Source organism: Pelomonas baiyunensis (genome assembly GCF_043555935.1).
In the GTDB taxonomy this organism is placed as follows: Bacteria; Pseudomonadota; Gammaproteobacteria; order Burkholderiales; family Burkholderiaceae_C; genus Pelomonas; species Pelomonas baiyunensis.
This window is the reverse complement of sequence record NZ_JBIGIB010000007.1, coordinates 42,142-65,344: the sequence shown is the minus strand read 5'-3', so window position 1 is coordinate 65,344 and position 23,203 is coordinate 42,142. Positions and strand designations below refer to the sequence as shown.

Sequence of the window (23,203 nt, the reverse complement as noted above, 5' to 3'; positions counted from 1 at the left end):
GGGGCAGGGCGGGGCGCGTTCCTACACTCCGGCTCCATGACGTTCAAGGAAGAGTTCGCCCAGGCCCTGCGCCACCAGCGCGTGCTGATGAAGCACCGGCCGGGCCGCTGGCAGTTTCAAGCCCTGATCTATTTGGTTTGGCTGGTGGGATTCGGGCTGTTCTTCGCGACCGTGAACGGCGTGATGAGCGGACGGCTGGGCACGCCGGTGTGGTGGCGGGGCGAATTGCCCGGCCACATGCTGGTCAGCGCCTGCGTCACGTTCTCGTTCTTCGTCGGGTTCCGTGGCTTTGAAAAGCTGGCGCCGCAACGCTGGCTGGACACCATCACCGCGTGGCGCGATTGGCGCTCGGGCGTGTTCTTCTCGGGGTTGTCCATCACGTGCTCGCTGGTGGGCGTGGTGGTGGGCATGGCGCTGGTGGATCGCATCTGGCTGCAAGGCGACCTGGTGCGTCTGCTCACGGCGCCGGCGTTCTGGCGCGAGTTCGTGACGGTGTCAGCCCTGATCACCTGCCTGATGAGCCTGCGCTACCGCTCGCGCTGGAAGCAGGAGGCCTTGCAAGCCCGCATCACCGAGGCCCAACTCAAGCTGCTGCAGGGCCAGATCGAGCCGCACTTCCTGTTCAACACGCTGGCCAACGTGCAAAGCCTCATCGACTTCGACCCCGACCGGGCCAAGCTGATGCTGGAACGCTTCACCGACTACCTGCGCGCCAGCCTGGGCCAGCTGCGCGGCGACAGCAGCACGCTGGCGCAGGAGTTCGCCATGCTGGAGGCGTACCTGGGCCTGATGCAGCTGCGCATGGGCGAACGACTGCGGGTGGACCTGGACCTGCCGGCCGAGTTGCGCGCCGTCGAGTTGCCGCCGCTGCTGGCGCAGCCGTTGGTGGAGAACGCCATCCACCACGGCCTGGAGCCGCAAATCGCGGGCGGCACCGTGCAGGTGCGCGCCTGGTCGGCCGACGGCCGGCTGCATCTGGAAGTGGCCGACGACGGTCAGGGGCTGGACGCCCCCAAGCGTCGCCCCGGCAACGGCCTGGCGCTGGGCAACATCCGCGCCCGGCTGCAAGCCCGCTTCGGCCCCAACGCCAGCCTCACGCTCAGACCCCGGGTGGGCGGTGGCACCTCGGCCCGCATTGAATTTCCGATTTCCGTCACTGCACCTGCCTCCTCAACTGCTCCCTCACCATGACCACTGCGCTGATTGCCGACGACGAACCCCACCTCGCCCAGTACCTCAAAGCCCAACTGGCGCAAGCCTGGCCGGACCTGGACATCGTGCAGGTGGCCGCGAATGGCGTGGAAGCTGCCGAGGCCATTGCCCGGCTGGAGCCGGACCTGGCGTTTCTGGACATCCAGATGCCAGGGCTCACTGGCCTGGAAGTGGCGCAGGGCATCGAGGGCAGCACCCGCGTGGTGTTCGTGACTGCGTATGACCAGTACGCCGTGGAAGCCTTTGAGGCGCGTGCGGTGGACTACCTGCTCAAGCCCCTGAAGGCTGACCGCCTGGCCGCCTGCGTGGCCCGGTTGCGTGAGGCGCCCGCGCAGGACGACGGCGCGTTGGCCGCCACGCTGAAGCGCCTGCTGCCGGCCGCGGCTGCCCCAGCGCGCCTGCGCTACGTGCGGGCGGCACAAGGCGAGCTCATGCACCAGATCCCGGTCGGCGACGTGCTGTTCTTCCATGCAGACGACAAGTACACCGTGGTGCAAACCGCCACGGCAGAGCACCTGATCCGCACGCCCATCGTGGAGCTGGCCGCGCAGCTGGACCCCGACCTGTTCTGGCAGGTGCACCGGTCCACCATCATCAACCTCGACCACCTGGCCGGCACGCGCCGTGACGAGCAAAGCCGCCTGTTCGTGCGGGTGCGCGGCCATGCCCGCGAACTGCCCGTCAGCCGGGCGTACGTGGCGCTGTTCAAAGCCATGTGACGGTGCTGCGGCCCCGGCGCCAGGGGCATGTCCGAAAACTGCCAGTTCTGGGCGCCCCCGCCACCTAGACTGGCTGCATGTGCCCTGACACCCTGCCCCCGGATGCCGCCTACGCCGCCCTGCAGGCGCGCGATGCGCGCTTTGACGGGCGCCTGTATGTGGGCGTCACTTCCACGGGCATCTATTGCCGGCCCGTGTGCCGCGTGCGGCTGCCGCGGCGTGAGAACTGCCGGTTTTTTGACAGCGCTGCGCAGGCCGAAGCCGCGGCGTTTCGGCCTTGCCTGAAGTGCCGGCCCGAGCTGGCGCCGCGCGCGTTGCCGTGGTCCACCGCCGACGCGTCGCGCACCCTGGCCCAGCAAGCCGCCGTGTGGCTGGACGCCTGTGACGATGCCGGGGCCAGCGTGGAAGACCTGGCCGCGCACCTGGGCATCACCAGCCGCCACCTGCGCCGCATCTTCCAAGCGGAGCATGGCGTGGCACCGCTGCAATACCTGCAGACCCGCCGGCTGCTGCTGGCCAAAGCGCTGTTGACCGACAGCACGCTCCCGGTGCAAGACGTGGCCCACGCCGCCGGTTTTGCGAGCCTGCGGCGGTTCAACGCGGCATTCTTGGCGCATTACCGGTTGCAGCCCAGCGCGCTTCGGCGTGCCGGCCGGCCCGATGCCACGCGGGCGGACGCCCCAGCCTCGCGGCTGCGCCTGAGCTATCGCCCGCCGTATGACGCTCCCGGCGTGCTGGCCTTCCTGGCGCCACGCGCCGTGGCCGGGGTGGAGGTGGTGGACGCCGGCAGCGTGACCCGCAGCCTGGCGCTGCAGCACTGCGGCCAGCGGCACGCCGGCTGGCTGCGCGTGACCTTGAAGCGGCAAGGGGAGGTGGCGGTGGAGCTGTCGCCCACGCTGTGGCCGGCGGTGGGCACGCTGCTGCCCCGTTTGCGCCAGTGGCTGGACCTGGATGCCGACCCGCAGGCGATTGCTGCCGCCTTGGGCGAGGGCGCCGTGCCCGGGCAGCGGCTGCCGGGCTGCCTGGACCGTTTCGAGCTGACCGTGCGCGCGGTGCTGGGCCAGCAGGTGACGGTGGCCGCGGCGCGCACGCTCGCCGGGCGTTTTGTGCAGCGGTTCGGCGACGAGTTGCCCGCCGCGCCGCCGGGGTGCGAGCGGCTGTTCCCCACGCCCGAACGCATTGCCGCGGCGAGCCGTGACGACATCGCCTCGCTGGGCATCATCGGCCGCCGGGCCGACAGCCTCATCGCGCTGGCGCAGGCCTGGCCCCAGTTGGCGTTCGCCCAGCGCGAGGGCACGCCCGAGGCCGCCGCGCTGCAACTGACCGAGATTCCCGGCATCGGGCCCTGGACGGCGGCCTACATGCTGATGCGCGGCTGGAGCTGGCCCGACAGCTTTCCGCCCGGCGACGTGGTGCTGCGCAAGGCGCTCAGCGGCACCGGGCCGCTGCTCTCGCCCAAAGCCTACGCAGCGGCCGCCGAACGCTACCGGCCCTATCGCAGCTACGCGGTGCTGCACCTCTGGAGACACGCATGAAGCCCCACCATCACATCCTGCAGCGGCGGCTCGACACGCCCTTGGGGCCGGTCACGCTGGCACGCAGCGCGGCAGGTCTGTCCGGCCTGTGGTTTGACGGCCAAAAGCATCACCCCGGCCCGTTGCCGGCGCCGGTGGACGAGGGGCGCGACCCGGTGCTGGCTGCAGCGGCCCAGGCCTTGCAGGCGTACTTCAACGGCCAGCCGTTCACGCTGCCGCCGCTGGACCCGGCGGGCACGGCCTTCCAGCGCGAGGTGTGGCAGGCGCTGCTGGCCATCACACCGGGGCAGCCGGCCACCTACGGCGCCTTGGCCCAACGGCTGGGCCGCGCCACGGCCGCACGGGCCTTGGGTGCCGCGGTGGGCCGCAACCCCATCTCGGTGCTGGTGCCCTGCCACCGCGTGGTGGGGGCGGGCGGGGCGCTCACCGGCTACGCCGGGGGCTTGCACCGCAAGCAGGCACTGCTGGCCCTGGAGGGCGGGGCGGCATGAAGGCGTTTGACCTTGGAGAACTGGTGTTGCTGGCGGCGCTGTGGGGCGCGTCCTTCCTGTTCATGCGGCTGGGCGCGCATGAGTTTGGGCCGGTGGTGCTGGCGGCGGTGCGGGTGGGCCTGGCCAGCGTGATGCTGGTGCCGCTGCTGGCGTCGCGCGCGGGCTTGGGTGAGTTGCGCACCCACTGGCGCGGGTTGCTGGTGGTGGGCGCGCTGAACAGCGCGATTCCGTTTGCGCTGTTCTCGTTCGCGGCGCTGTCCATCACGGCCGGCTTGTCGAGCATCGTCAACGCCACCACACCCTTGTGGACGGCCGTGGTGGCTTACCTCTGGCTGCACCAGCGCCTCACTGCGCCGCGCGTGCTGGGCCTGGTGATCGGCTTTGCCGGCGTGGCCTTCTTGGCGTGGGACAAGGCCAGCTTCAAGCCCGGGGCGGACCACAGCGGCCTGTTCGCCGTGGCCGCCTGCGCCGGGGCCACGCTGTGCTACGGCCTGGCGGCCAACGCCACCAAGCGATATCTGGCCGGGGTGTCGCCCCTGGCCGTGGCCACGGGCAGCCAGTTCGCGGCCGCGGTGTTGTTGGCCGGGCCTGCGGCGGTGTTGTGGCCAGCCACGCCGCCCAGTGGCGTGGCGTGGGGCGCAGCGCTGGCGCTGGCCGGGCTGTGCACGGCGGTGGCCTACATCCTGTACTTCCGCCTCATGAGCCGGGTGGGGCCGACGAATGCGGTGTCAGTCACCTTCCTCATTCCCGTGTTTGCGATGTTGTGGGGCGCCGTGTTCCTGCATGAAACGGTCACGCCGCAGATGCTGGCAGGCGGCGGCGTCGTGCTGGTGGGCATTGCCCTGGCCCTGGGCCTGGTGGGGGCGCGGGCGAGGTGAGGGCAGGTTGATGGCGGGTCTGCGCCGCTAGACGAGCGCCGTTGGGTGCGGCGGGCAATCCGCGTGGCCGCTTTGCGCGATTCATGGTAGCGTTCCCAAAACTATTGGTAGCGCTACCCAAATTGCATTCAGGCGCCGCCCCAACACTGGAGACCGCATGCCTTCCCCGTCATTCCCCCACCGTTGGATCACAGCCCTGGCCAGCTTGGGGTTGCTGGGCGCCTTGGTGTTGACCTTGGCCCTGGCCACCTCGGCCGCCTGGGCCCAACCGTCGGGCGGGCCTTACGGCCCGGTGGCGCAGAGTTACCCCGTGCCCAAGGCCGCCCACGTGTACTTCGTGGCGCCGGACGGCCGCCCCGAGGCACCGGGCACGACGCTGGCCCAGCCGACAACGCTGGAAGCCGCGGTGGCCCGCGTGGTGACGGGAGACGCCATCGTGCTGCGAGGCGGCACCTATCGCACCGGGGGGCTGCAACTCAACCAGGCGGTGACCCTGCAGCCCTACCTGAGCGAAGTGCCGGTGCTGAAGGGCACCCGGGAGGCGACCGAGTGGGAGGCGCTGGGCCACAACGTGTGGCGCACGAAGTGGACCCGCCTGTTCCCCGCCCAGCCGCTGGGTTGGTGGCGTGCCGACCGCGAGGGCATGCTCACGCCGCTGCACCGGTTCAACAACGACATGGTGTTCATCGACGGCGAGCCGCTGCTGTCCGCCGGCTGGCCGGGCGAGGTGGGTGCCCAAGGCTTTTTCATCGATTACGCGCAGGGCTACGTCTACATCGGCACCAACCCGGCGGGCCGTCTGGTGGAAATCACCGCGCACGACATCGCGCTGCATCGCCCCTCGCGTGAAGTGCATGGCAAGCCGTCGGACCGCCGGGGTTACACGCTGCGCGGGCTGACCTTCACGCAATACGCCTACCGGGCGCTGGACATCGAGGGCAAGAAGCCGTCCGCCCGGGTGTCTGAAGAGCCCACGGACGACCCCGTCGGCCCGACGCCCGAGGCCGAGCATGGCAAGGAGGTGGTGGGCACGGTGCTGGAGCACGTGACCATCACGCACTGCTCGCGCGTGGCCGGGTTCTTCCGGGGGGATGGGCTCGTCATCCGGAACTCGCTGATCAGCGACACCGGCACCGAGGGCATTTACGTCATTGGCTCTGCCGATGTGCTCCTGGAGCGCAACCTCATCCGCCACAACAACGTGCGTCAGCTCACCGGCTACTACCCCGCGGCCGTGAAGATCTTCAACCAGTCCAATCGCGTGACGGTGCGCGACAACCTGCTGATCGACCACCCGCACTCCAACGGCGTCTGGTACGACGTGGGCAACCGCGACGGGGTGTTCATCCACAACCACGTGGAAGGCACCCAAGCCGGGTTGTTCTTCGAGATCTCCCACGGCGTGACGGTGGCGGGCAATGTGTTCGTGAACAACCAGCAGGGCATTCGGGTGTTGAACAGCGCGGGCGCCCGGGTGCTGCACAACACCTTCGTGAACTCGCCGGTGCTGATCGACCGGAACGAGCGCAGCGCGCAGGGCGACCATTTCGGCTGGCACCCCCAAACCGGGCCTGACGTGCACCAGCGCGTGGGCCATGTGTTCGCGGCCAACCTGCTGGTGGGCGATGCCGCCCTCAAAGGGCCGCTGCTGCGCCTGGAGCAAGCGTCTGTGACCTGCGGCACGGTGACGGCACCCATGGTGGAGCGGCTGGACGGCAACGTCTACCTGCGCGCCGGCCGCGGCCAGCCGCTGGTGACCTGGGCGCCCGTGCCCGGCGCCGCCTGCCAGGCCACCTTCGCCGACTTGGCCCAGCTCCGCCAATCGGTGCCGGGCGTCGAAAGCACGGGCCGTGACGCCGTGGGCGTGACGGGGTCCATCTTCCGCAGCCCGGAGCTGCGCCGCTTTGAGCTGGCCCGCGTGCCCGAGGGCGTGAAGCCCATTGCGGTGGCTGAGCCCCTGCGCAAGCTGCTGGGCTGGCAGGACGCAACGCACCTGCCCGGCGCGCTGCGCTGAGGCGCGTTACCGGAAGATTTGCACCGAGCGGGTCAACGTGCCCGCGCGGCCCTGCAAGGTCTCGCTGGCGGCTGCGGTTTGCTCGGCCAGTGCGGCGTTTTGCTGCGTGGCCTGCTCGATCTCGCTGATGGCGCGGTTCACCTCGCCCACGCCGCCGGACTGCTCGTGCGCGGCCTGGGTGATCTCGTGCACCAGCGCGGTCACGTCGGTCACCGAGTGCACGATCTTGTGGATCACCTCGGCCGCTGAAGCCACGTTGGCCGAGCCCTGCGCCACCTGCTGCGTGCTGTTGCCGATGAGCTGACGGATCTCTCGCGTGGCCTCGGCGCAGCGGCCCGACAGTGCACGCACCTCGGCCGCCACCACCGCAAAGCCCTTACCGTGCTCGCCCGCGCGGGCCGCCTCGACGGCCGCGTTCAGCGACAGCAGGTTGGTTTGGAACGCGATCGCCTCGATCACGCGAATGACCTCGGCCACGCGCCCGGAGGCGGAGTCAATGGCCTGCATGGTGGCCACCAGTTCGCCCACGCTGTGTCCGCCGTGCGTGGCTCGCTCGCGGGCTGACGTGCTGGTGGCCGCCACACGTTGGGCGGTTTGCGCGGTTTGCTGCACGACGGAGGTGATCTGCTCCATGGCCGAGGCAGTGCGCTCCACGCTGGCCGACTGCTCCTCGGTGCGCTGCGCCAGGTCCTGGCTGCCGGCGGCAATCTCGGTGGCGGCTTCCACCATGCCCGCCACTTCGGCGCGCACGTCTTCCACGATGGCCTGCATGTTCAGGTTGATCAGCTTCACGTTGCGCATCAGCTGGCCCACGGGGTGGCGCATGTCGTAGTCGATGTCGCCCTGCAGGTTGCAGCCGGCAATTTGCGCTGTCAGGTTCCAGCAGCGGGCCAGCGGCCGGTCCACCGAGCGGTGAAACCACGCCAGCAAACCCACCCCGCCTCCAAGCAGCAACGCGCCCAACACGCCGGCCGCAGCGCCCAGGGCCGCTGCGCTGAATACCAGGCCCAGCCACGCGGCCAGGGCCACGCCCAAGCGTTGGGTGAGCGTGAGGCGGAACACGGCGCGGGGCCAGTCGCGCCAGCCCACGCGGCGCACGCCGCCCGCATGCAGCTTGAAGCTCGGGCGCGAGCCGCGCTCGCGGCTCATCTGGGTGTACAGCGCTTGCGCCGCCGCCACCTGGGCGCGCGTGGGCTTCTGGCGCACCGAGATGTAGCCCACGTTGCGGCCCTCGCGCATTACGGGCGTCACGTTGGCTTGCACCCAATAAAAGTCGCCGTTCTTGCAGCGGTTCTTCACCGTGCCCGACCACGGCCGGCCGCGCCCCACCGTGGCCCACAAATCCCGAAAGGCTTCGGGTGGCATGTCGGGGTGGCGCACGAGGTTGTGGGGCTGGCCCAGCAGCTCGCTGTAGTCAAAGCCGCTGATGGCCACGAATGCGGCATTGCAGTGGGTGATGCGGCCTTGGGTGTCGGTGGTGGAAACCAACATCACGCCATCCGGCAGGACGACCTCTTGGGCCGTCACGGGGGTGTTCAATCGCACAAACTGTCCTTGGGCTGGCGGCGGCCTCATCGTGGGAGCCCGCCCGTCGTTGAGCGCCACTGTCCGGCACCCGCGCCCGCGGCGCCTTGACCTGCCTCAACGGCGCCCGGAAGCAGCCGCTGGCCCGCAGCAGCGCGTCAGCGCGTCAGCGCTCGGCGCAGGCCAAAGCTCGCGCCGTCCACACACGCCACCAAGCCCAGCATGGCGATCAAGACCGTGGCGGTCTTGTCCATCTGGAACAAGCCCATGTGGAACATCAACAACTGGCCCAAGCCGCCGGCACCCACCACGCCCAGCACGGCGGCAGCGCGGATGTTGTTCTCCCAGCGGTACAGCGTGTAGCTGAGCAGTTGCGGCAGCACCTGGGGCAGGGTGGCGTAGGCCAATACCCGCCATGGGCCTGCGCCCTGGATCTGCAGCGCGGCGGCGGGCCCCGGCGGCGCGTTTTGGAGGGCTTCGGTGAACAAACGGCCCAGCACGCCGCTGGTGTGAATGGCCAGCGCCAGCGTGCCGGGCAGGGGGCCCAGCCCCGCAGCAATCAGCAGCAGCGATGCCCACACCAGCTCAGGCACCGAGCGCAGCGCGTTCAGCAGCCAACGCACCGCACTGCCGCGCAGGCCCGGCCAGCGGCTGGCCGGCACCGCCAGCGCCAGCCCGCCCACAGCGGCCATGCCCGTGCCCACGGCCGACATGGCCAGCGTTTCCCACGCGCCCAGTGCCACCTTGTGCACAAAACCTGCGCTCAAGTCCGGCGGTACGAACTCCGCCAGAAAGCGCCCCATGCTGGCCAAGGCCTCGCCCGATGCGAAGCTCGCCAGGTGCAGGTCCAGCGACGCAAAACTGGCGGCCACCAACACCAGCACGCCCACCAGCAACCAGGCCGCCCGGCTGCGCGCGTGAAAGAGCGGCGGCGGCAGCCGATATGGCCGGTTGGCGGCACGGGCCGCAGGGTTGATGGGGCGGTTGTGGCGCGTCATCCCAAAGCCTTGCGCAGCGCGGCGCTGAATTGATCGGCCAGGGCCACCAAGGCCACGAACACCAGCAGCATCGTCATCACTTCGCCACCGGCAAACATCTTCATGGCGCTGTCCATCTGCTGGCCCAGGCCGCCCGCGCCCACAAATCCCAGCACCACGGAGCTGCGGATCGCGCACTCCCAGCGGTACACGGTGTAGCTGGCCAGCTCGGCCGCGTTCTGTGGCAGCAATCCGTAGGCAAACGCCTGCAGCCGCCCCGCGCCGTTGCGCAGCAGCGTTTGCGTGACCTGGGTGTCGCCGCTTTCCAAAATCTCGGCGTACACCTTGCCCAGCATGCCGCCGTAGGTGAGGGCGATGGCCAGCACCCCGGCGGCCGGCCCCAGGCCCACCACCCGCACGAACACCAGCGCCCACACCAGCTCCGGCATGCTGCGCAGCACGATCAACAGCACCCGCACGGCCTGCCGCACCGCCCAGGGCAGCGCAGCCATGCGGCCCGTCAGCGCCGACACCGACAGGCTGCGCGTGGCCAGCAACGTCAGCGGCACGGCCAGCATCAAGCCCAGCGTGATGCCGGCCGTGGCCATGGCCACCGTGCGCCAGGTTTCGCGCGCCAGCATCCAGAGAAAGTCCGCCCCCACCGCCGGCGGTACAAAGCTGGCGAGGAAGCGGCCGGCCACGCGCAAGGCGTCAGGCTCCAGCAACTGCCAAGGCTTGAACTCCGCCGCCACCAGCAGCGGCCACAGCACCACCGCCACGGCCAGTGCAGCGCTGACCCGGCCCAGCCAGGCGGGGTCTCGGCGGTGGGCGGCGCCGTGTGCGGTGCTCATCGGCACTGCATCACCACGGGCGGTGCGGGTGCCGGCGGCTCATCGGCCGGCGGGGCACCGCGCAGTTCGTGCTCGTGGGCGGCGTACAGCTGGGCGAGCTTGTCGGGCGTGACTTCGCTGGCCGGCAGGTCGAACATCAGTTGCCCGTCTCGCAGGCCCAAGATGCGCGGGAAGTGCGCCAGCGCCACGTCCACCTGGTGCAGCGTGGCCACCAAGGTGACGCCACGGGCTCGCGCCTGTTGCACCAGGGCCGACACCGCGCGCTGAGCGCGGGCCGGGTCCAGCGCCGACAGCGGCTCGTCCACCAGCCACAGCTGTGCGGGCGACACCAGCGCTCGGGCCAGGCCCACCCGCTGACGCTCGCCGCCCGAGAGCCGGTCCACCCGCTCGAAGAGCTTGTCGCTGAGCTCGAAGGCCTCCAGCGCCTCGTCGGCCGCGGGGATGTCCACCGGATACGCCAGCGAGCGCAACGCGCGCCACAGGCTCCACTGCGGCAGACGCCCCGCCAACACGGCCGTGACGACGCGCTGACGCGGCGGCAGCGGCGGCACCTGCGGCACCAGAATCAACTGGCCGCGCAAGCGCTGCAGGGCGCGGCGGGCCAGGCGCCAGGGCGCTTGGTCGTTCAGCTTGAACTCACCGGCTGCCGGCGGGCGCGCGCAGGCCAGCACCTCCAGCAGCGTGGTTTTGCCAGCGCCCGAGGGGCCGATGACCGCCAGTTGCTCGCCCGAGTCGATGGCCAGGGTCAGGCGGCGCAACGCATCGGGCGCGCCACGGCGGGCCGTGGGGTGGCGGGCGGTGAGGTCAGCGAGGGAAATCTTCACGGGCTCCACTCTAGCGGCCTGGGGCGAGCGTGGCCCGTGCGGGGCCGCCGAGATCAAGCCGGTTGCGGCCGGCTCAGCAGCACCTCGTGGTGCCCGGCGCCGGCAGGAATCATCGGAAAGCAGTTTTCCAGCGGCGCCACGCGCACATCCAGCAGGCAGGGCCCGGGGCTGTGGAGGCATCGGGCCAATGCGGCGTCCAGCTCCGCGCGGTCCGTCACGCAGTCAGCTTGCCAGCCGAAGCCGCGTGCCACGGCCACAAAGTCGGGCATCGCCTCGTTGTAGCTGTGGCTGTAGCGCTCGCCGTGGATCAGCTCTTGCCACTGCCGCACCATGCCCATGTGGCCGTTGTTGCACAGGATGACCTTGACCGGGGTCCGGTGCTGGCGCGCGGTGGCCAGCTCCTGGATGTTCATGAGGATGGACGCATCGCCGCTCACGCACACCACCAGGCGGTCGGGGTGCGCCACCTGGGCGCCTATCGCGGCGGGCAAGCCGTAACCCATGGTGCCGGCCCCGCCCGAGGTCAGCCAGCGCCGTGGCCGCTCGAACCCCAGAAACTGCGCGGCCCACATCTGGTGTTGGCCCACGTCGGTGGACACGATGGCGTCGCGGCCCTGCAGCGCCGTGTTCAGCTGGGTCATCAGCGCCTGCGGCAGGATGGCCGGGCCCGTGTCTTGAAACGCCAGGCAGCGCTGCGCCTGCCACGCATGGATGCGCTGCCACCAGGGGTGAAGGCGTTGTGCCTGCGCCAATCCATCCACCGGCGGCAGGGCGGCGAGCAGGGCGTCCAGCCAGGGCAGGGCGTCGCCCGCACAGGCAATTTCGGTGGGCACGACCTTGTTCAAGCTGCGTGGGTCGATGTCGATGTGCAGCACGCGCGCACCGGGCGCGAAGGCGTCGAGCCGGCCGGTCACGCGGTCATCGAACCGTGCCCCCACGCAAACAATGAGGTCGGCATTGTGCATGGCCAGGTTCGCCTCCAGGGTGCCGTGCATGCCCAGCATGCCCAGCCACGCCGGATGGCTGGCCGGCAGGGCGCCCAGGCCCATGAGGCTGAGCGTGCAGGGGGCGGCCAGGCGCTCCACCAAGGCGGTGAACCGCTGGCAGGCCGCCTCGCCGGCCTGCACGAGGCCACCGCCGCCATAGAACACCGGGCGCTGGGCGCTGAGCAGGGCTTGCACAGCCCGCTGCACCGTGGCGGGATCGGGTGACGGAGTCTGCGCCGGGCTGCGATGCAGAACAGGCGCCGCCTCGCACACGGGCAACGCCTTCGTGCCATCCGCATGCAGTCGCTGCGGCGCACGGGCCAATTGCAAGTCTTTCGGAAAGTCCAGCAGCACCGGGCCGGGGCGGCCCTGGGTGGCCTGGGCGTGTGCCTCGATCACCAGGCGCTGCACGTCGGCCGCGTCCCGCACCTGGGCATTCCATTTGGTGACGGGGCGTGAAATGCCCAGGGCGTCGCACTCCTGAAAGGCATCGGTGCCGATGGAGCCCGTGGCGACCTGCCCGCTGATGCAGACGATGGGGGTCGTGTCCGACAACGCGTCCAGCAGGCCGGTGGTGGTGTTGCTCATGCCCGGGCCGGAGGTCACCAACACCACGCCCGGCCGCCCGGTCACCCGCGCATAGCCCTGCGCCGCGTGCACGGCGGCTTGCTCGTGCCGCACCAGCACGTGGCGCAGGCGCGGTTGTTGGTAGAGGGCGTCGTACAGCGGCAGCACCGCACCGCCGGGGTAACCGAACATGGTGTCCACCCCCAGCGCCAGCAAGGTGTTCAACAGAACTTCAGCGCCGCAGGGCAGGGCGGGCGCCGTGGAATGGGGCCGCGCACGGGTGTGCGGATCAGGCGAAAAACAAAGGGCTTCTTGCGGTGCGTTCATGCAGAAAGTTTCGTTTCATGGCCGCAAAAAGCTTTGCTGTATTTCTTCGTGGATGGATGATTGGCGGCAAAGTAATCTGCCAATCAACCATGTCTCAAGAAATATCACTGGACAAGTTCGATCTGGCCATCCTGCGCGTGCTGCAGCGCGACGCACGGGCCAGCCTCAATGAGGTGAGTGCCGAGGTGGGGCTGAGCAACTCGCCCTGCTGGACGCGCATCAAACGCATGGAGGCCGCCGGGGTGATTGCGGGCTACACGGTTCAGGTCAACGCCGAGGCGGTGGGCTACCCCGACCAGTTGATCGTGCAGCTGACCCTGGACGCCCACACCGACGACGCGCTGCACGCCTTCGGCCAGCAGTTGGCCGCCATTCCGGAGGTGCTGGAGGCCTACCTAGTGTCTGGCGACTACGACTACGTGCTGCGCATCGCCGTGCGCGGCACGCGGGACTACGAACGCCTGCTGCGGGAGCGGCTGTACAAGATTCCGGGCATCCGCCACAGCAAGTCCAGCTTCGTGCTGCGCACCATGAAGCAGGGCGCTTTGCCGCTGTGAATCGCCGTGCCGATATGCTGGCCGCATGAACACGCCTGCTGCATCTGCTCCATCTGCTTCGACGCCTGAACCCCGGCTCACCTCGCTCTCGCACGGCGGCGGCTGCGGCTGCAAGATTGCGCCAGGGGTGCTGTCTGAAATCTTGAAAGGCACGGCGGCCATGCCGCTGCCCAAGGAGTTGCTGGTCGGCATCGAGACGTCGGATGACGCCGCCGTCTACCAGTTGAACGACGAGCAGGCGCTGATCGCTACCACCGACTTCTTCATGCCCATCGTCGACGACCCGTTCGACTTCGGGCGCATTGCCGCCACCAATGCCATCAGCGATGTGTACGCCATGGGTGGGCGCCCCATCCTGGCGCTGGCGCTGGTGGGCATGCCGATCAATGTGCTGTCCACGCAGACGATTGGGCGAGTGCTGGAAGGCGGCGCCTCGGTGTGCCGCGCGGCCGGCATCCCGATCGCCGGTGGACACACGATCGACTCCGTAGAAGCCATTTACGGCCTGGTGGCGCTGGGTCTGGTGCACCCGAAGCGCGTGAAGCGCAATGCCGATGCCCGGCCGGGCGATGTGCTGGTGCTGGGCAAGCCGCTGGGTGTGGGCGTGATGAGCGCCGCTCTGAAGAAAGGCGCGTTGGACGCGGCGGGCTACGGCTGCATGATCGACACCACCACGCGTCTGAACACCCCTGGGCCGGACCTCGCCGCCCTGGACGGCGTTCACGCGCTGACCGACGTGACCGGGTTCGGCCTGGCCGGGCACGCGCTGGAGTTGGCGCGGGGTGCGGGCTGTACCGTCGAGATCGACTGGCCGGCAGTGCCGGTGCTGCCCGGCGTTCAGGCGCTGGCGCAGCAGGGCTTTGTGACCGGCGCGTCTGGCCGCAACTGGGCGGGCTATGGGCGCGATGTCAGCGTGCCGGCGGGTTTCGCGGCGGAGCATCAAGCGCTGCTGACGGATCCGCAAACCAGCGGCGGTTTGTTGGTGTCGTGTGAGCCGAGTACGGTGGACGCGGTGCTGGCCACGTTTGCGCGCCATGGCTTCGAGGCGGCAGCCGTCATGGGCCGGGTCGTGAGCCGCGACGCCGAAGCGGGCGGCGCGATGTTGCGCGTGGTCGGTTGAACGGCTTGGTCCAGCGGGCGCAGCGGGGGCGCATTAGGCATGTGCACGCTGGCCCGCGGGGAGATTCGCTTACGACATCTCATCGTCTCTGTTGGTTGACATAATGCACATTGTCGATTGTTCGGATGGATGCACCGACGACGATGTGCCCAAGCCGTACCACCGCGCACAGCTAGGATGCCGCCATGAAAAAGTTTGCGACTTGGAACGTCAACTCCCTCGCGGTGCGTTTGCCGCAGGTGTTGGACTGGCTGGCGGCGAATCCGGTGGATGCGCTGGTGCTGCAGGAAACCAAACTGACCGACGACAAGTTCCCGGCCGCTGAGTTCGCCGCGGCGGGCTGGCAGGTTCAGTGGTTCGGCCAGAAGACCTACAACGGCGTGGCACTGATCAGCCGTGAGCCCGCCACCGACATCGCCAAGAACATCGCCGGCTTTGCCGACGAACAGGCCCGCGTGATTGCTGGCACGGTGGGCGGCGTGCGTGTGATTGGCGGCTACTTCCCGAACGGCCAGGCACCGGACAGCGACAAGTTTGTCTACAAGATGGCGTGGCTGGACGGCCTGCGCGCCTGGTTGCAGCAGCAATTGGCCGAGCACCCGCAGTTGGTGCTGATGGGCGACTTCAACATCGCCCCCGAAGACCGCGATGTGTACGACCCGGTGGCCTGGGCTGGTCAGATCCATTGCACGCCGCAAGAGCGCGAGCATTTCCAGCAGCTGGTCGGGCTCGGCCTGACGGACGCGTTCCGTCTCTTCGAGCAGCCCCCGAAAAGCTGGAGCTGGTGGGACTACCGCAACCTGGCGTTCCGCAAGAACCAAGGGCTGCGCATCGACCACATCCTGGTCAGCGACGCGCTCAAGCCGCGCGTCACGGCCTGCGAAATCGACAAAGCCCCGCGCCGCAACGAGCGCCCGAGCGACCACACGCCCGTGGTAGTGACGCTGGACCTTTGAGCGCGGGCCGGCTTGGGCGTCAGGGCTTGCTGCGGCCGAACAAACGGCGCATGACCCCGCGGACAACGGCAGAGCCGATCAGCGCCGCCACGCCCAGCAGCCCCACCCATTTCGCCACGCTCGCCGCCGCCAAAACCAGCCGCGGCAACCAGAGCCACAGCGCATCGCCGGGGGCGTCGGTCAGCCACCACAGGCACAGGGCGCTCACGCCGTCTTCCACCAGGTCGGCGCCCACTGCCAAGGGCAGCGCCCAGCCAGCACGGTTGAGCCAGCGCGAGGGCGTGTTGCCCAACGCAATCAAACCCGCGTGATGGGCGAACGCCCGGCACACCCCGGGCGCCAACAGCGCGGTGTACAGCCCAATCAACACCGCATCCATGGCCAGGGCTCGTGCCGGATGGACCCACTGGCGTGGGGTGCACGCCCAGCCCACCTCGCCGGGCCAACCGAACTGCCAGTACTGCAGCGCGGCATTGGCCTGCAGGGCCTGACCCCACACCGTCGGGTCGAGCCAGGAGCCGGTAGGCGGCACCAGTTGCAGGCCCATCAGCACCATCCAGCAGGCAAGTACAACCCAGCCCGCCAACTGCCAGCCCACGGCGCGTGGCTGCCATGAAGCCCAGACCGTGTGCGTGGGGTACGGAAACTTCCAAGCGAGCACCGACGGGTGAACGCTCATGGCCGTGGGGCGCGGCAGCGCTTCGGTGTCGACCGCGGCGTGGCGCGTGTCGCGCACCTTCAGGCCGGTCAATGCCCACAACGGGTTGGCGTGGGTTTCGCTGTGAATGCACGGCCCCAAGCGCTCGGGCGGGTGCGGGTCCAGCGTCGGCAGAAAGGCCAACACGTCGGCCTCCGTGCGGAGCACCGGCTCCCCTGCCCTGGCGGGCAACTCCAGGCCACAAGCCAGCGCTTCGCCGAGCATCCATGCAAAGGGTGCCCGCGACAACTCGCTTTGCGCGTACGGATTGCCGCCGCCCACATCGCAATGCGAGCCGCGAAACCAACACTGCCGAACCGTCCCGGTGCCGCCTTGCGCCATGCGGAACTCGCCATCGTCTTGCTCATAGGCGCGGGGCAGGAACTGCGCACGCTGCTCGTCCAGTGCCAGCGCATGGCGCACATGCCGGAAATGCTTGCCGGCCAAGTCCGGCTTGGCGGTGATCTTCAGCCCGAACGGCGGCAAACCCACGCTGGCCACGGTGTCCCACACGCCCACGAAGTGGATTTCAGGCCACTGCTGCGGCGCACTGCCCTGCCCAAACAAGCGAGCCGCCTGCGCCGTGATGGCCTGCCGCTCGGGCGACGGGTGTGAAAAGTAGGTGGCCACGAGGCTGGACACCAGCGTGTCTTGCTGGCTGTCGATGATGCCGAAGGCATTCACCAAACCCGCAATCGACCGCGCCGTGAAAGCGCCGCGCGAGAAGCCGAACACAAAGATCTGGTCGCCCGGGCGCCAATGCGCCATGAGGAAACGGTAGCCCTCGGCAATGTTGTCGTACAGCCCGCGCCCGAAGGCCAGGCCGTCGATGCGGTCCAGCGCCCGGCGCACCTGGTCGGCCACCGTGGTGCCGGGCAGCTGGCCGGGGTTGCCCACGCCCGGGTCGTAATACACCAAGCGCTGGTCCGACGGGTAGCGGCGCAGCAGTTCAGCCAGCAACACGACGTGCGTGTCGGCATGGCGGCCGCTGAGGTTGTTGTTGGTGCCGTCACACAGCAGCACCAGTTGGCGAGGGGTGGTCATGGGGTGGGTCTCCGGGCGGCGGCAGTCTTGCACCCTGTCACCCCCGTCACAACCTCATTTCAACGGAGGTGCAGCGCAGCGAGCACGCGCTCAGCACCTGCGCCCGCCGCAGGTTCACACCGCGTCGAGCAAGGCCTGAAAGTGCTCAAAGAACTCGCCCACGTGCACGCCGTCGCACAGGGCATGGTGCACATCCACCGCGACTGGCATGAGCAAGCGGCCGCCCTGATCGGTGAAACGCCCGAAGGCCACCTTGGGCCGGTCGTCGCCCTGCCCTCGCGCATGCGTGAAGGCCGTGAACGGCAGCCACGGCAAGGCGGTCATGTGCACCAGCGTTTCCACGCGCACCTCGCCGGGGTCGTCGCCGGCAAACAGGTCACCGCTGGACTCACGCACCCGGGGCAACCGGGCGCGGGCATCGCTGGCAAACCGGGCCAGGTCGGGGGCGCGCGGGAGCGTCAAAAACCCGAAGCTGCCGTCCTGGCGCAGCACGGTTGTGCTGGCGTGGATGGCCGCAAATTCACGCACCGCCGTGCCGTCGTGGATCAGGCCCTGCCGCATCGGCGCCACGCGGTTGGCGGCTTCCAGCGCGGCATGGTGGTAGGCCAGCCACGGTGTTGCACCGCGCGCCGCGGCGCGTTCCCGCAGGCCAGTCACATCCACCGGCACCGTGACGCTGAACGCCGGCTGCGCCATGTGCCGAAAGTGCGCCAGCGCGGCGCGGCGGGGCCAGGTGTCGAGGGGAATCAGGCGGTCTTGCATGGCCACATGCTCGCACGGCCGAGGCACAAAAAAGCCCGGAACACCGAAGCGCCCCGGGCCGACAGGAGTGATGGGGAATCGCCTGCCTCAAACAGGTTCGGGCTGCCGCATCCCGAAGGCCACCAGCGCACGCATCAGCTCAGCCGCGCGGTCTGCTCCCATGTCAGCCGTCAGCCGGTGACTGGGGGCACCGCGAATCTGGCCGATCAGGTTGTAGCCCAGGGTCTTGGCATGCGCCAAAGTCCGCGGCGCCAACGTCAGGCAATCCACCGGCGCGTGATCGGCCAGGCTGAGCAGACGGGCGTAGGTTTCGGCGGAGATGGACACAGTCTTGCTAGTCATCCGAATCGGCTAACGGACCGCATTAAGCGAGCAGCCCGCAAAACCCGAGGCGAGTAGATGGGAGCAAATCAGCCCCCAAGGCGGGGAAGACCGAGCGTCTCTAGGATGATTTGGAAGAGGGTCATGTCGGGCCTATGAGTCAACAGTCAAGCTATGGTCAGACTGTCGCTCCTTTTGCCCCCCTAGAAACCTAGCAAGTCTTCTAGGTTGCCGGATTGACTGTTCATAGAACACCAGCAGCGACGCACCGTAGCACGGCTTGGTGTTTCGACGTGACTCCCAACTTTCGCATGGCGTTACCCAAGTGAAAGTTGACCGTCTTTTCACTCATTCCAAGGATGATGCTGACTTCCCAAGCTGTTTTTCCTTGCGAAGTCCAACCAAGGACATCCATCTCGCGCTTCGTCAAATGAGGTAAAGCCGAGCCGTTTGTGGCCGGCGTCAATAGCCGATCAGCCGCTGTCAACGCATGAGCCGCTAGCAATTGCAAGCCGGCAATCATCTGCATCAACTGCGGCCCGGCGGCAGGCAGCGCCTCATCTCGATCGACCCCAAGGAGGAAATGGCGGTCGCCAGGAAGATGAAGCTTCACAGCGATGCCAGTCTTGTACCCATACGAGGCTTGCAAGTCCCACAAGTCTGAAACGCCAGAGCGAACGTAAGTACTTTGATCGTAGGTAACCGGAACCAACTGGGTCATGAGACTCGACATCACCGGATCTCTGCGGACATCTCCGAGGTCTTTTGCAGCCTGAAGATAGCCCTTTGGCGTGTTACCGAGCGAAGTAATCTGGACCGTAGGGTCGTCGAACTTGCCCCGCGTCAATACGCCCGAAATCAGCGGAAACCCCATCGCATCCGCCGTCGCCACGAGGCGGCGCTCAAAGCTGGCGAAATCCTCGCTCAGCCCGACGTCGATGAGTTGCTGGTAGTCCATTGGGGCGCGCACGATACCTGACAAGTCTGCCAGCTTGTTCGAGAAGTGCCGTAACCAGAGACTTCCTTCCCATCCCCTGCCAAGGATTGAGAGGAGACTTCATGCCCCATCTGATTCGCCTGCCCGTGGGCAGTGTTTGCTGGCCCGCGTCGGCGCTGTCGAGCGAAGCGCTGGATGTTCGCTATGCCCAAACCAGCACGCATGCGGGGCGTGCCAGCGATGGACGCTTGAGCGGCTCCACCCGGTGGGAGCGCGTCTATGCCGACGCCCGGGCCTGGGTGGAGTGGGACTGGGTGGAGATGACCGAGGGCACCGTGGTGCAGGCCGACCCGTTGAACGTGCGGTCCAACGTGCTGCTGGTGGACGAGCGGGGCCGGCCGCTGCTGTCGTCACGCCGCCGCGCAACGCTGGCCACGCTGGTGTACCTGTTGCCCTGGCAAGGGCCGGTGCTGGATGCGTTGCGGGCCGGGGCGCGCAGCGCGGCGCGTATGCCGGAGCAACGGCTGGCCGCCTGACCGGAAGCGGCGCTCATGGCGCGTCAGCCGCTCCGGGGCGGTCTGAGCGGTCTGAACGGTCTGAGTGGCGCCTGTGCGTTACGGTCCAGGCGCCGCAGCGCCGGATGCAACCGGCGCCCGCTTCGCAACAACCTCGCCTCAGGGGCAAGGCTTCAGCGCAGGGCCGAGGCTTCGCGGGCGAGCTGCGTGATGCGGCCCCAATCCTTGGTGTCCACCGCGTCTTGCGGCGTGAGCCACGAGCCGCCGCAGACCTTCACGTTGGGCAGCTTCAGGAATTGCGGTGCCGTTTCCAGCGAGATGCCGCCCGTCGGGCAGAACGCCACGTCCGGGAACGGTCCGCTCAAGGCTTTCAGCAGATTGATGCCGCCCACGGCCACGGCGGGGAACAGCTTCAGGAAGTGGTAGCCGGCGGCGTTGGCTTGCATCACCTCCGACGCAGTGCTGACGCCGGGCAGCAGCGGCAGGCCGGCGGACTGGCACGCGCCGGCCAGCGCATCGGTGAAGCCCGGGCTCACGCCGAACTGGCAGCCCGCGTTCTTGGCGTTGATGGCGTCTTGCGGGCTGCGCAGCGTGCCGGCGCCGACGATGGCGCCCGGCACCTTGGCCATGGCTTCCATGGCCTGCAGGGCCACCGGCGTGCGCAGCGTCACTTCCAGCACCTTCACGCCACCAGCCACCAGCGCTTCGGCCAGCGGCACGGCGTCTTCCAGGCGTTGGATGACGATGACGGGAATGACGGGGCCGAGGCTGGCGAGGCTGAGGGTGTCGAGCATGAGGTTTTCCGTGTTCACAACCAGGTGCAAGCGCCCTCTTCGGCGCTCAGGACGTTGCGGCGCATGCCGGCAAACAGGTCGCGGCCCAGGCCGTGGGCGTTGACGAGGGCTTCGGCCGGATCCAGCGTGGCCACCGGGCGCGCAGCCCAATCGGCCTCGCTCACCAGCGCGGTCAACTGACCGGTGACGGCGCACACCCGCACCACATCTCCGTCCTGCAGGCGCGCCAACGGGCCACCCGCCAGCGCCTCGGGGCTGACATGGATGGCGGCCGGCACCTTGCCTGACGCCCCGCTCATGCGGCCGTCCGTCACCAGCGCCACCTTGAAGCCCTTGCCCTGCAGTACGGCCAGCGGGGGCGTGAGTTTGTGCAGTTCAGGCATGCCGTTGGCGTGCGGCCCCTGGAACCGAACCACCACCACCACATCACGCTCCAACTCGCCGTTTTTGAAGGCGGCGAGCATGGCTTCCTGCGTGGTGAAGATGCGGCACGGGGCTTCCACCGTGTGGCGATCTTCCGGCACGGCCGACACCTTGATGACGGCACGGCCCAGGTTGCCGTCCAGCAGCTTCAGGCCACCCGTCGCGCTGAACGGCGCGGTGGCCGTGCGCACCACGGCGTCGTCGCCACTGGCTGCGGGCAGCGCTTCGCGCACCACCTCGCCGCCCTGCCCCACGGCCTGGGGCACCCAGGTGTAGGGGCGCAGCGTGTCGCCCGCAACGCTCAGCACGTCTTCGTGCATCAGGCCGGCGTCCAGCAACTCACGGATCACGAAACCCGGGCCGCCAGCGGCCTGAAATTGGTTCACGTCGGCGCTGCCGTTGGGGTACACGCGGGCCAGCAAGGGCACCACGGCCGACAGGTCGGAGAAATCCGTCCAGTTGATCAAGATGCCGGCCGACCGCGCCACCGCCACCCAGTGGATGAGGTGGTTGGTGGAGCCCCCGGTGGCCAACAAGGCCACCATGGCGTTGACGATGCAGCGCTCGTCCACAACGTGGCCAATGGGCTTGGCCGCTTGACCCGCCACACGGCCGCTGATGTTCAGCGCTGCCGCCACGGCCTCCCGCGTGAGGGCGCCGCGCAGGTCGTCGTGCGGATGCACGAAGGCGCTGCCCGGCACGTGCAGGCCCATGGCTTCCAGCAGCATCTGGTTGCTGTTGGCCGTGCCGTAGAAGGTGCAGGTGCCGGCGCCGTGGTAAGCCGCGGACTCACTCTTGAGCAACTCATCTCGCCCCACCTTGCCCTGCGCGTACAACTCGCGCACCTTGGCTTTCTCGCTGTTGGAGATGCCGGAGCTCATCGGGCCGGCAGGCACGAACACGCACGGCAGGTGGCCGAAGTGCAATGCGCCGATCAGCAAACCGGGCACGATCTTGTCGCAGATGCCCAGCAGCAGGGCCGCGTCGAACACATCGTGCGTCAACGCAATGGCGGTGCTCATCGCGATGGTGTCGCGCGAGAACAGGCTCAGCTCCATGCCCGGGAGGCCTTGCGTCACGCCATCGCACATGGCCGGCACACCGCCCGCCACCTGCACGGTCGCGCCCAGCCGGTGCGCCTCGGCGCGAATCTGCGCGGGGTAGCCTTCGTACGGCTGGTGGGCCGACAGCATGTCGTTGTAGGCCGTCACCACCGCGAGGTGCGGTGCTTTCTCGGCCACGATGCGCAGCTTGTCGTGGGCCGGCAGCGCTGCCACAGCGTGGGCCACATTGGCGCAGCCCATGCGCTCGAACCCACGCTGGCGGTGGGCTTGTTGGTCGATGCGGGCCAGGTAGTCACCCCGCAGCTTCGAGCTGCGCTCGCGGATGCGTGCGGTGACGTCTTGGAGGATGGAATGCATGTCTGTGTCTCCTGAGCCTTGCTGTCGTAACTGGCTCTTGCGGATTTAAGTAACCATATTACTTCCCTCCTGGGGTGTGCGGGTTACGGGCTGGGTACTGCCGTGCCAACATGGCGCGATGTCATCGGCCCATGCACTCATGCTTCAAGGGGCGGCCCGCAGCGCCCGATTGCTGGAAGAAACTCAGGCTCAATGGCGAGCCAGCGGCGACGATTTGCTGCTGTTTGCCTATGGCTCGCTCATCTGGCGCCCAGATTTCGAGGTGGAACAGGCGCTGCCGGCACGCGTGCAGGGCTATCACCGGGTGCTGCGCATGCGCTCCCGGGTGAACCGGGGCTCACCCGAGGCGCCGGGCCTGGTGCTGGCGTTGGTGTCGGGCGGCAGTTGCCGGGGCTTGGTCTACCGCGTGGCCCGCCACGACGCCGAAGCTGTGCTGACCGCCCTGTGGGCCCGCGAGATGCCCACCGGTGTGTACGACCCGAAATGGCTGGTGTGCGACACGCCGCATGGCCCGGTGCGGGCGCTCGGGTTCACGCTGTCGCGCCGCAGCGCGAACTGGTGCGGCGCGCTGAGCGACTCGGAGTTGCTGCACATCTTTCAGCACGCGCGTGGCCGCTACGGCACGACGCTCGACTATCTGCTGAGAACGGTGGACGGCTTGCGCGCCCACGGCATCCGAGACCGGGAGTTGGAGCGACAGGCTCGCCTGGCGGCCGCACACGGCTTATGCACGCCGACGATCTGAAGCCGC

22 protein-coding genes are annotated in these 23,203 nt (G+C 68.7%); 11 read left to right on the top strand and 11 right to left on the bottom strand.

Features of this window, described 5'->3' with window-relative positions:
* Window positions 1-36 precede the first annotated feature (36 nt).
* From ACG01O_RS20650 to ACG01O_RS20625, 6 genes are all read left to right on the top strand, one after another.
* Window positions 37-1,191, top strand: a complete 1,155-nt coding sequence (locus ACG01O_RS20650) for a sensor histidine kinase (RefSeq protein WP_394387314.1) — start codon at window positions 37-39, stop codon at window positions 1,189-1,191.
* Window positions 1,188-1,931, top strand: a complete 744-nt coding sequence (locus tag ACG01O_RS20645; protein ID WP_394387313.1) for a LytR/AlgR family response regulator transcription factor — start codon at window positions 1,188-1,190, stop codon at window positions 1,929-1,931. The genes ACG01O_RS20650 and ACG01O_RS20645 overlap by 4 nt, the downstream gene beginning before the upstream one ends.
* A gap of 77 nt (window positions 1,932-2,008) precedes the next feature.
* Entirely contained in the window at window positions 2,009-3,466 is a 1,458-nt protein-coding gene (locus ACG01O_RS20640; RefSeq protein ID WP_394387312.1) for an Ada metal-binding domain-containing protein, read from the top strand.
* Window positions 3,463-3,957, top strand: a complete 495-nt coding sequence (locus tag ACG01O_RS20635; RefSeq protein ID WP_394387311.1) for a methylated-DNA--[protein]-cysteine S-methyltransferase — start codon at window positions 3,463-3,465, stop codon at window positions 3,955-3,957. Before ACG01O_RS20640 ends, ACG01O_RS20635 begins: the two co-directional genes overlap by 4 nt.
* Window positions 3,954-4,835 carry a DMT family transporter gene (locus ACG01O_RS20630; protein ID WP_394387310.1) on the top strand — a complete coding sequence of 294 codons (882 nt, stop codon included), beginning with the start codon at window positions 3,954-3,956 and terminating at the stop codon, window positions 4,833-4,835. Before ACG01O_RS20635 ends, ACG01O_RS20630 begins: the two co-directional genes overlap by 4 nt.
* 157 nt (window positions 4,836-4,992) lie before the next feature.
* The gene (locus tag ACG01O_RS20625) at window positions 4,993-6,849 is read left to right on the top strand and encodes a right-handed parallel beta-helix repeat-containing protein (RefSeq protein WP_394387309.1); all 1,857 of its coding nucleotides are present in this window, start codon (window positions 4,993-4,995) and stop codon (window positions 6,847-6,849) included.
* Between the two features lie 6 nt (window positions 6,850-6,855).
* Here ACG01O_RS20625 and ACG01O_RS20620 read toward each other — a convergent pair whose 3' ends face one another.
* The 5 genes from ACG01O_RS20620 to ilvB all read right to left on the bottom strand — a co-directional run bounded on the left by ACG01O_RS20620 (window position 6,856) and on the right by ilvB (window position 12,905).
* Entirely contained in the window at window positions 6,856-8,394 is a 1,539-nt protein-coding gene (locus ACG01O_RS20620) for a methyl-accepting chemotaxis protein (protein WP_394387308.1), read from the bottom strand.
* Window positions 8,395-8,531: 137 nt separating this feature from the next.
* On the bottom strand, window positions 8,532-9,371 hold the full coding sequence (gene phnE / locus ACG01O_RS20615) for a phosphonate ABC transporter, permease protein PhnE (protein WP_394387307.1): 840 nt from the start codon (window positions 9,369-9,371) through the stop codon (window positions 8,532-8,534).
* A complete protein-coding gene (locus ACG01O_RS20610) occupies window positions 9,368-10,201 on the bottom strand; it encodes a PhnE/PtxC family ABC transporter permease (RefSeq protein ID WP_394387306.1) in 834 nt (277 codons plus the stop codon). Before ACG01O_RS20610 ends, phnE begins: the two co-directional genes overlap by 4 nt.
* Window positions 10,198-11,025: a phosphonate ABC transporter ATP-binding protein gene (locus tag ACG01O_RS20605; protein WP_394387304.1), complete on the bottom strand. Its 828-nt coding sequence runs from the start codon at window positions 11,023-11,025 to the stop codon at window positions 10,198-10,200. Before ACG01O_RS20605 ends, ACG01O_RS20610 begins: the two co-directional genes overlap by 4 nt.
* 53 nt (window positions 11,026-11,078) lie before the next feature.
* A complete protein-coding gene (gene ilvB, locus ACG01O_RS20600) occupies window positions 11,079-12,905 on the bottom strand; it encodes a biosynthetic-type acetolactate synthase large subunit (RefSeq protein ID WP_394387303.1) in 1,827 nt (608 codons plus the stop codon).
* 101 nt (window positions 12,906-13,006) lie between these two features.
* Between ilvB and ACG01O_RS20595 the strand changes: the two genes are divergently transcribed.
* The 3 genes from ACG01O_RS20595 (at window position 13,007) to ACG01O_RS20585 (ending at window position 15,538) form a co-directional block, all read left to right on the top strand.
* On the top strand, window positions 13,007-13,462 hold the full coding sequence (locus ACG01O_RS20595; protein ID WP_394387544.1) for an Lrp/AsnC family transcriptional regulator: 456 nt from the start codon (window positions 13,007-13,009) through the stop codon (window positions 13,460-13,462).
* A 25-nt stretch (window positions 13,463-13,487) separates the two neighbouring features.
* Window positions 13,488-14,582 (top strand): selenide, water dikinase SelD, encoded by a 1,095-nt coding sequence (selD, locus tag ACG01O_RS20590; RefSeq protein ID WP_394387302.1) that lies wholly within the window; start codon window positions 13,488-13,490, stop codon window positions 14,580-14,582.
* Window positions 14,583-14,767: 185 nt separating this feature from the next.
* Window positions 14,768-15,538 (top strand): exodeoxyribonuclease III, encoded by a 771-nt coding sequence (locus ACG01O_RS20585; RefSeq protein ID WP_394387301.1) that lies wholly within the window; start codon window positions 14,768-14,770, stop codon window positions 15,536-15,538.
* Window positions 15,539-15,557: 19 nt separating this feature from the next.
* Here the strand turns inward: ACG01O_RS20585 and ACG01O_RS20580 are convergent, their stop codons facing one another.
* From ACG01O_RS20580 to ACG01O_RS20565, 4 genes are all read right to left on the bottom strand, one after another.
* A complete protein-coding gene (locus tag ACG01O_RS20580; RefSeq protein ID WP_394387299.1) occupies window positions 15,558-17,279 on the bottom strand; it encodes a T6SS phospholipase effector Tle1-like catalytic domain-containing protein in 1,722 nt (573 codons plus the stop codon).
* Window positions 17,280-17,393: 114 nt separating this feature from the next.
* Complete coding sequence (locus ACG01O_RS20575) at window positions 17,394-18,041, bottom strand: CatA-like O-acetyltransferase (RefSeq protein WP_394387298.1); 648 nt, start codon at window positions 18,039-18,041, stop codon at window positions 17,394-17,396.
* 87 nt (window positions 18,042-18,128) lie between these two features.
* The gene (locus ACG01O_RS20570; RefSeq protein ID WP_394387296.1) at window positions 18,129-18,383 is read right to left on the bottom strand and encodes a hypothetical protein; all 255 of its coding nucleotides are present in this window, start codon (window positions 18,381-18,383) and stop codon (window positions 18,129-18,131) included.
* A gap of 223 nt (window positions 18,384-18,606) precedes the next feature.
* Window positions 18,607-19,320 carry a helix-turn-helix transcriptional regulator gene (locus ACG01O_RS20565; RefSeq protein WP_394387294.1) on the bottom strand — a complete coding sequence of 238 codons (714 nt, stop codon included), beginning with the start codon at window positions 19,318-19,320 and terminating at the stop codon, window positions 18,607-18,609.
* A 101-nt stretch (window positions 19,321-19,421) separates the two neighbouring features.
* Between ACG01O_RS20565 and ACG01O_RS20560 the strand changes: the two genes are divergently transcribed.
* A complete protein-coding gene (locus ACG01O_RS20560) occupies window positions 19,422-19,835 on the top strand; it encodes a DUF4902 domain-containing protein (RefSeq protein WP_394387293.1) in 414 nt (137 codons plus the stop codon).
* A 152-nt stretch (window positions 19,836-19,987) separates the two neighbouring features.
* Here ACG01O_RS20560 and eda read toward each other — a convergent pair whose 3' ends face one another.
* Both eda and edd read right to left on the bottom strand, forming a co-directional pair.
* Window positions 19,988-20,608 carry a bifunctional 4-hydroxy-2-oxoglutarate aldolase/2-dehydro-3-deoxy-phosphogluconate aldolase gene (gene eda, locus ACG01O_RS20555; RefSeq protein WP_394387291.1) on the bottom strand — a complete coding sequence of 207 codons (621 nt, stop codon included), beginning with the start codon at window positions 20,606-20,608 and terminating at the stop codon, window positions 19,988-19,990.
* Window positions 20,609-20,622: 14 nt separating this feature from the next.
* Complete coding sequence (gene edd, locus ACG01O_RS20550; protein ID WP_394387289.1) at window positions 20,623-22,452, bottom strand: phosphogluconate dehydratase; 1,830 nt, start codon at window positions 22,450-22,452, stop codon at window positions 20,623-20,625.
* A 118-nt stretch (window positions 22,453-22,570) separates the two neighbouring features.
* On the opposite strand from edd, the gene ACG01O_RS20545 reads away from it, so the two are divergent.
* A complete protein-coding gene (locus ACG01O_RS20545; protein ID WP_394387288.1) occupies window positions 22,571-23,197 on the top strand; it encodes a gamma-glutamylcyclotransferase in 627 nt (208 codons plus the stop codon).
* The last annotated feature ends 6 nt before the right edge of the window (window positions 23,198-23,203 follow it).

Coding starts and splice junctions, on each gene's coding strand:
- ACG01O_RS20650 (WP_394387314.1), top strand. CDS start 37: ATGACGTTCAAGGAAGAGTTCGCCCAGGCCCTGCGCCACCAGCGCGTG.
- ACG01O_RS20645 (WP_394387313.1), top strand. CDS start 1,188: ATGACCACTGCGCTGATTGCCGACGACGAACCCCACCTCGCCCAGTAC.
- ACG01O_RS20640 (WP_394387312.1), top strand. CDS start 2,009: ATGTGCCCTGACACCCTGCCCCCGGATGCCGCCTACGCCGCCCTGCAG.
- ACG01O_RS20635 (WP_394387311.1), top strand. CDS start 3,463: ATGAAGCCCCACCATCACATCCTGCAGCGGCGGCTCGACACGCCCTTG.
- ACG01O_RS20630 (WP_394387310.1), top strand. CDS start 3,954: ATGAAGGCGTTTGACCTTGGAGAACTGGTGTTGCTGGCGGCGCTGTGG.
- ACG01O_RS20625 (WP_394387309.1), top strand. CDS start 4,993: ATGCCTTCCCCGTCATTCCCCCACCGTTGGATCACAGCCCTGGCCAGC.
- phnE (WP_394387307.1), bottom strand. CDS start 9,371: ATGACGCGCCACAACCGCCCCATCAACCCTGCGGCCCGTGCCGCCAAC.
- ACG01O_RS20610 (WP_394387306.1), bottom strand. CDS start 10,201: ATGAGCACCGCACACGGCGCCGCCCACCGCCGAGACCCCGCCTGGCTG.
- ilvB (WP_394387303.1), bottom strand. CDS start 12,905: ATGAACGCACCGCAAGAAGCCCTTTGTTTTTCGCCTGATCCGCACACC.
- selD (WP_394387302.1), top strand. CDS start 13,488: ATGAACACGCCTGCTGCATCTGCTCCATCTGCTTCGACGCCTGAACCC.
- ACG01O_RS20585 (WP_394387301.1), top strand. CDS start 14,768: ATGAAAAAGTTTGCGACTTGGAACGTCAACTCCCTCGCGGTGCGTTTG.
- ACG01O_RS20580 (WP_394387299.1), bottom strand. CDS start 17,279: ATGACCACCCCTCGCCAACTGGTGCTGCTGTGTGACGGCACCAACAAC.
- ACG01O_RS20575 (WP_394387298.1), bottom strand. CDS start 18,041: ATGCAAGACCGCCTGATTCCCCTCGACACCTGGCCCCGCCGCGCCGCG.
- ACG01O_RS20570 (WP_394387296.1), bottom strand. CDS start 18,383: ATGACTAGCAAGACTGTGTCCATCTCCGCCGAAACCTACGCCCGTCTG.
- ACG01O_RS20565 (WP_394387294.1), bottom strand. CDS start 19,320: ATGGACTACCAGCAACTCATCGACGTCGGGCTGAGCGAGGATTTCGCC.
- ACG01O_RS20560 (WP_394387293.1), top strand. CDS start 19,422: ATGCCCCATCTGATTCGCCTGCCCGTGGGCAGTGTTTGCTGGCCCGCG.
- eda (WP_394387291.1), bottom strand. CDS start 20,608: ATGCTCGACACCCTCAGCCTCGCCAGCCTCGGCCCCGTCATTCCCGTC.
- edd (WP_394387289.1), bottom strand. CDS start 22,452: ATGCATTCCATCCTCCAAGACGTCACCGCACGCATCCGCGAGCGCAGC.
- ACG01O_RS20545 (WP_394387288.1), top strand. CDS start 22,571: ATGTCATCGGCCCATGCACTCATGCTTCAAGGGGCGGCCCGCAGCGCC.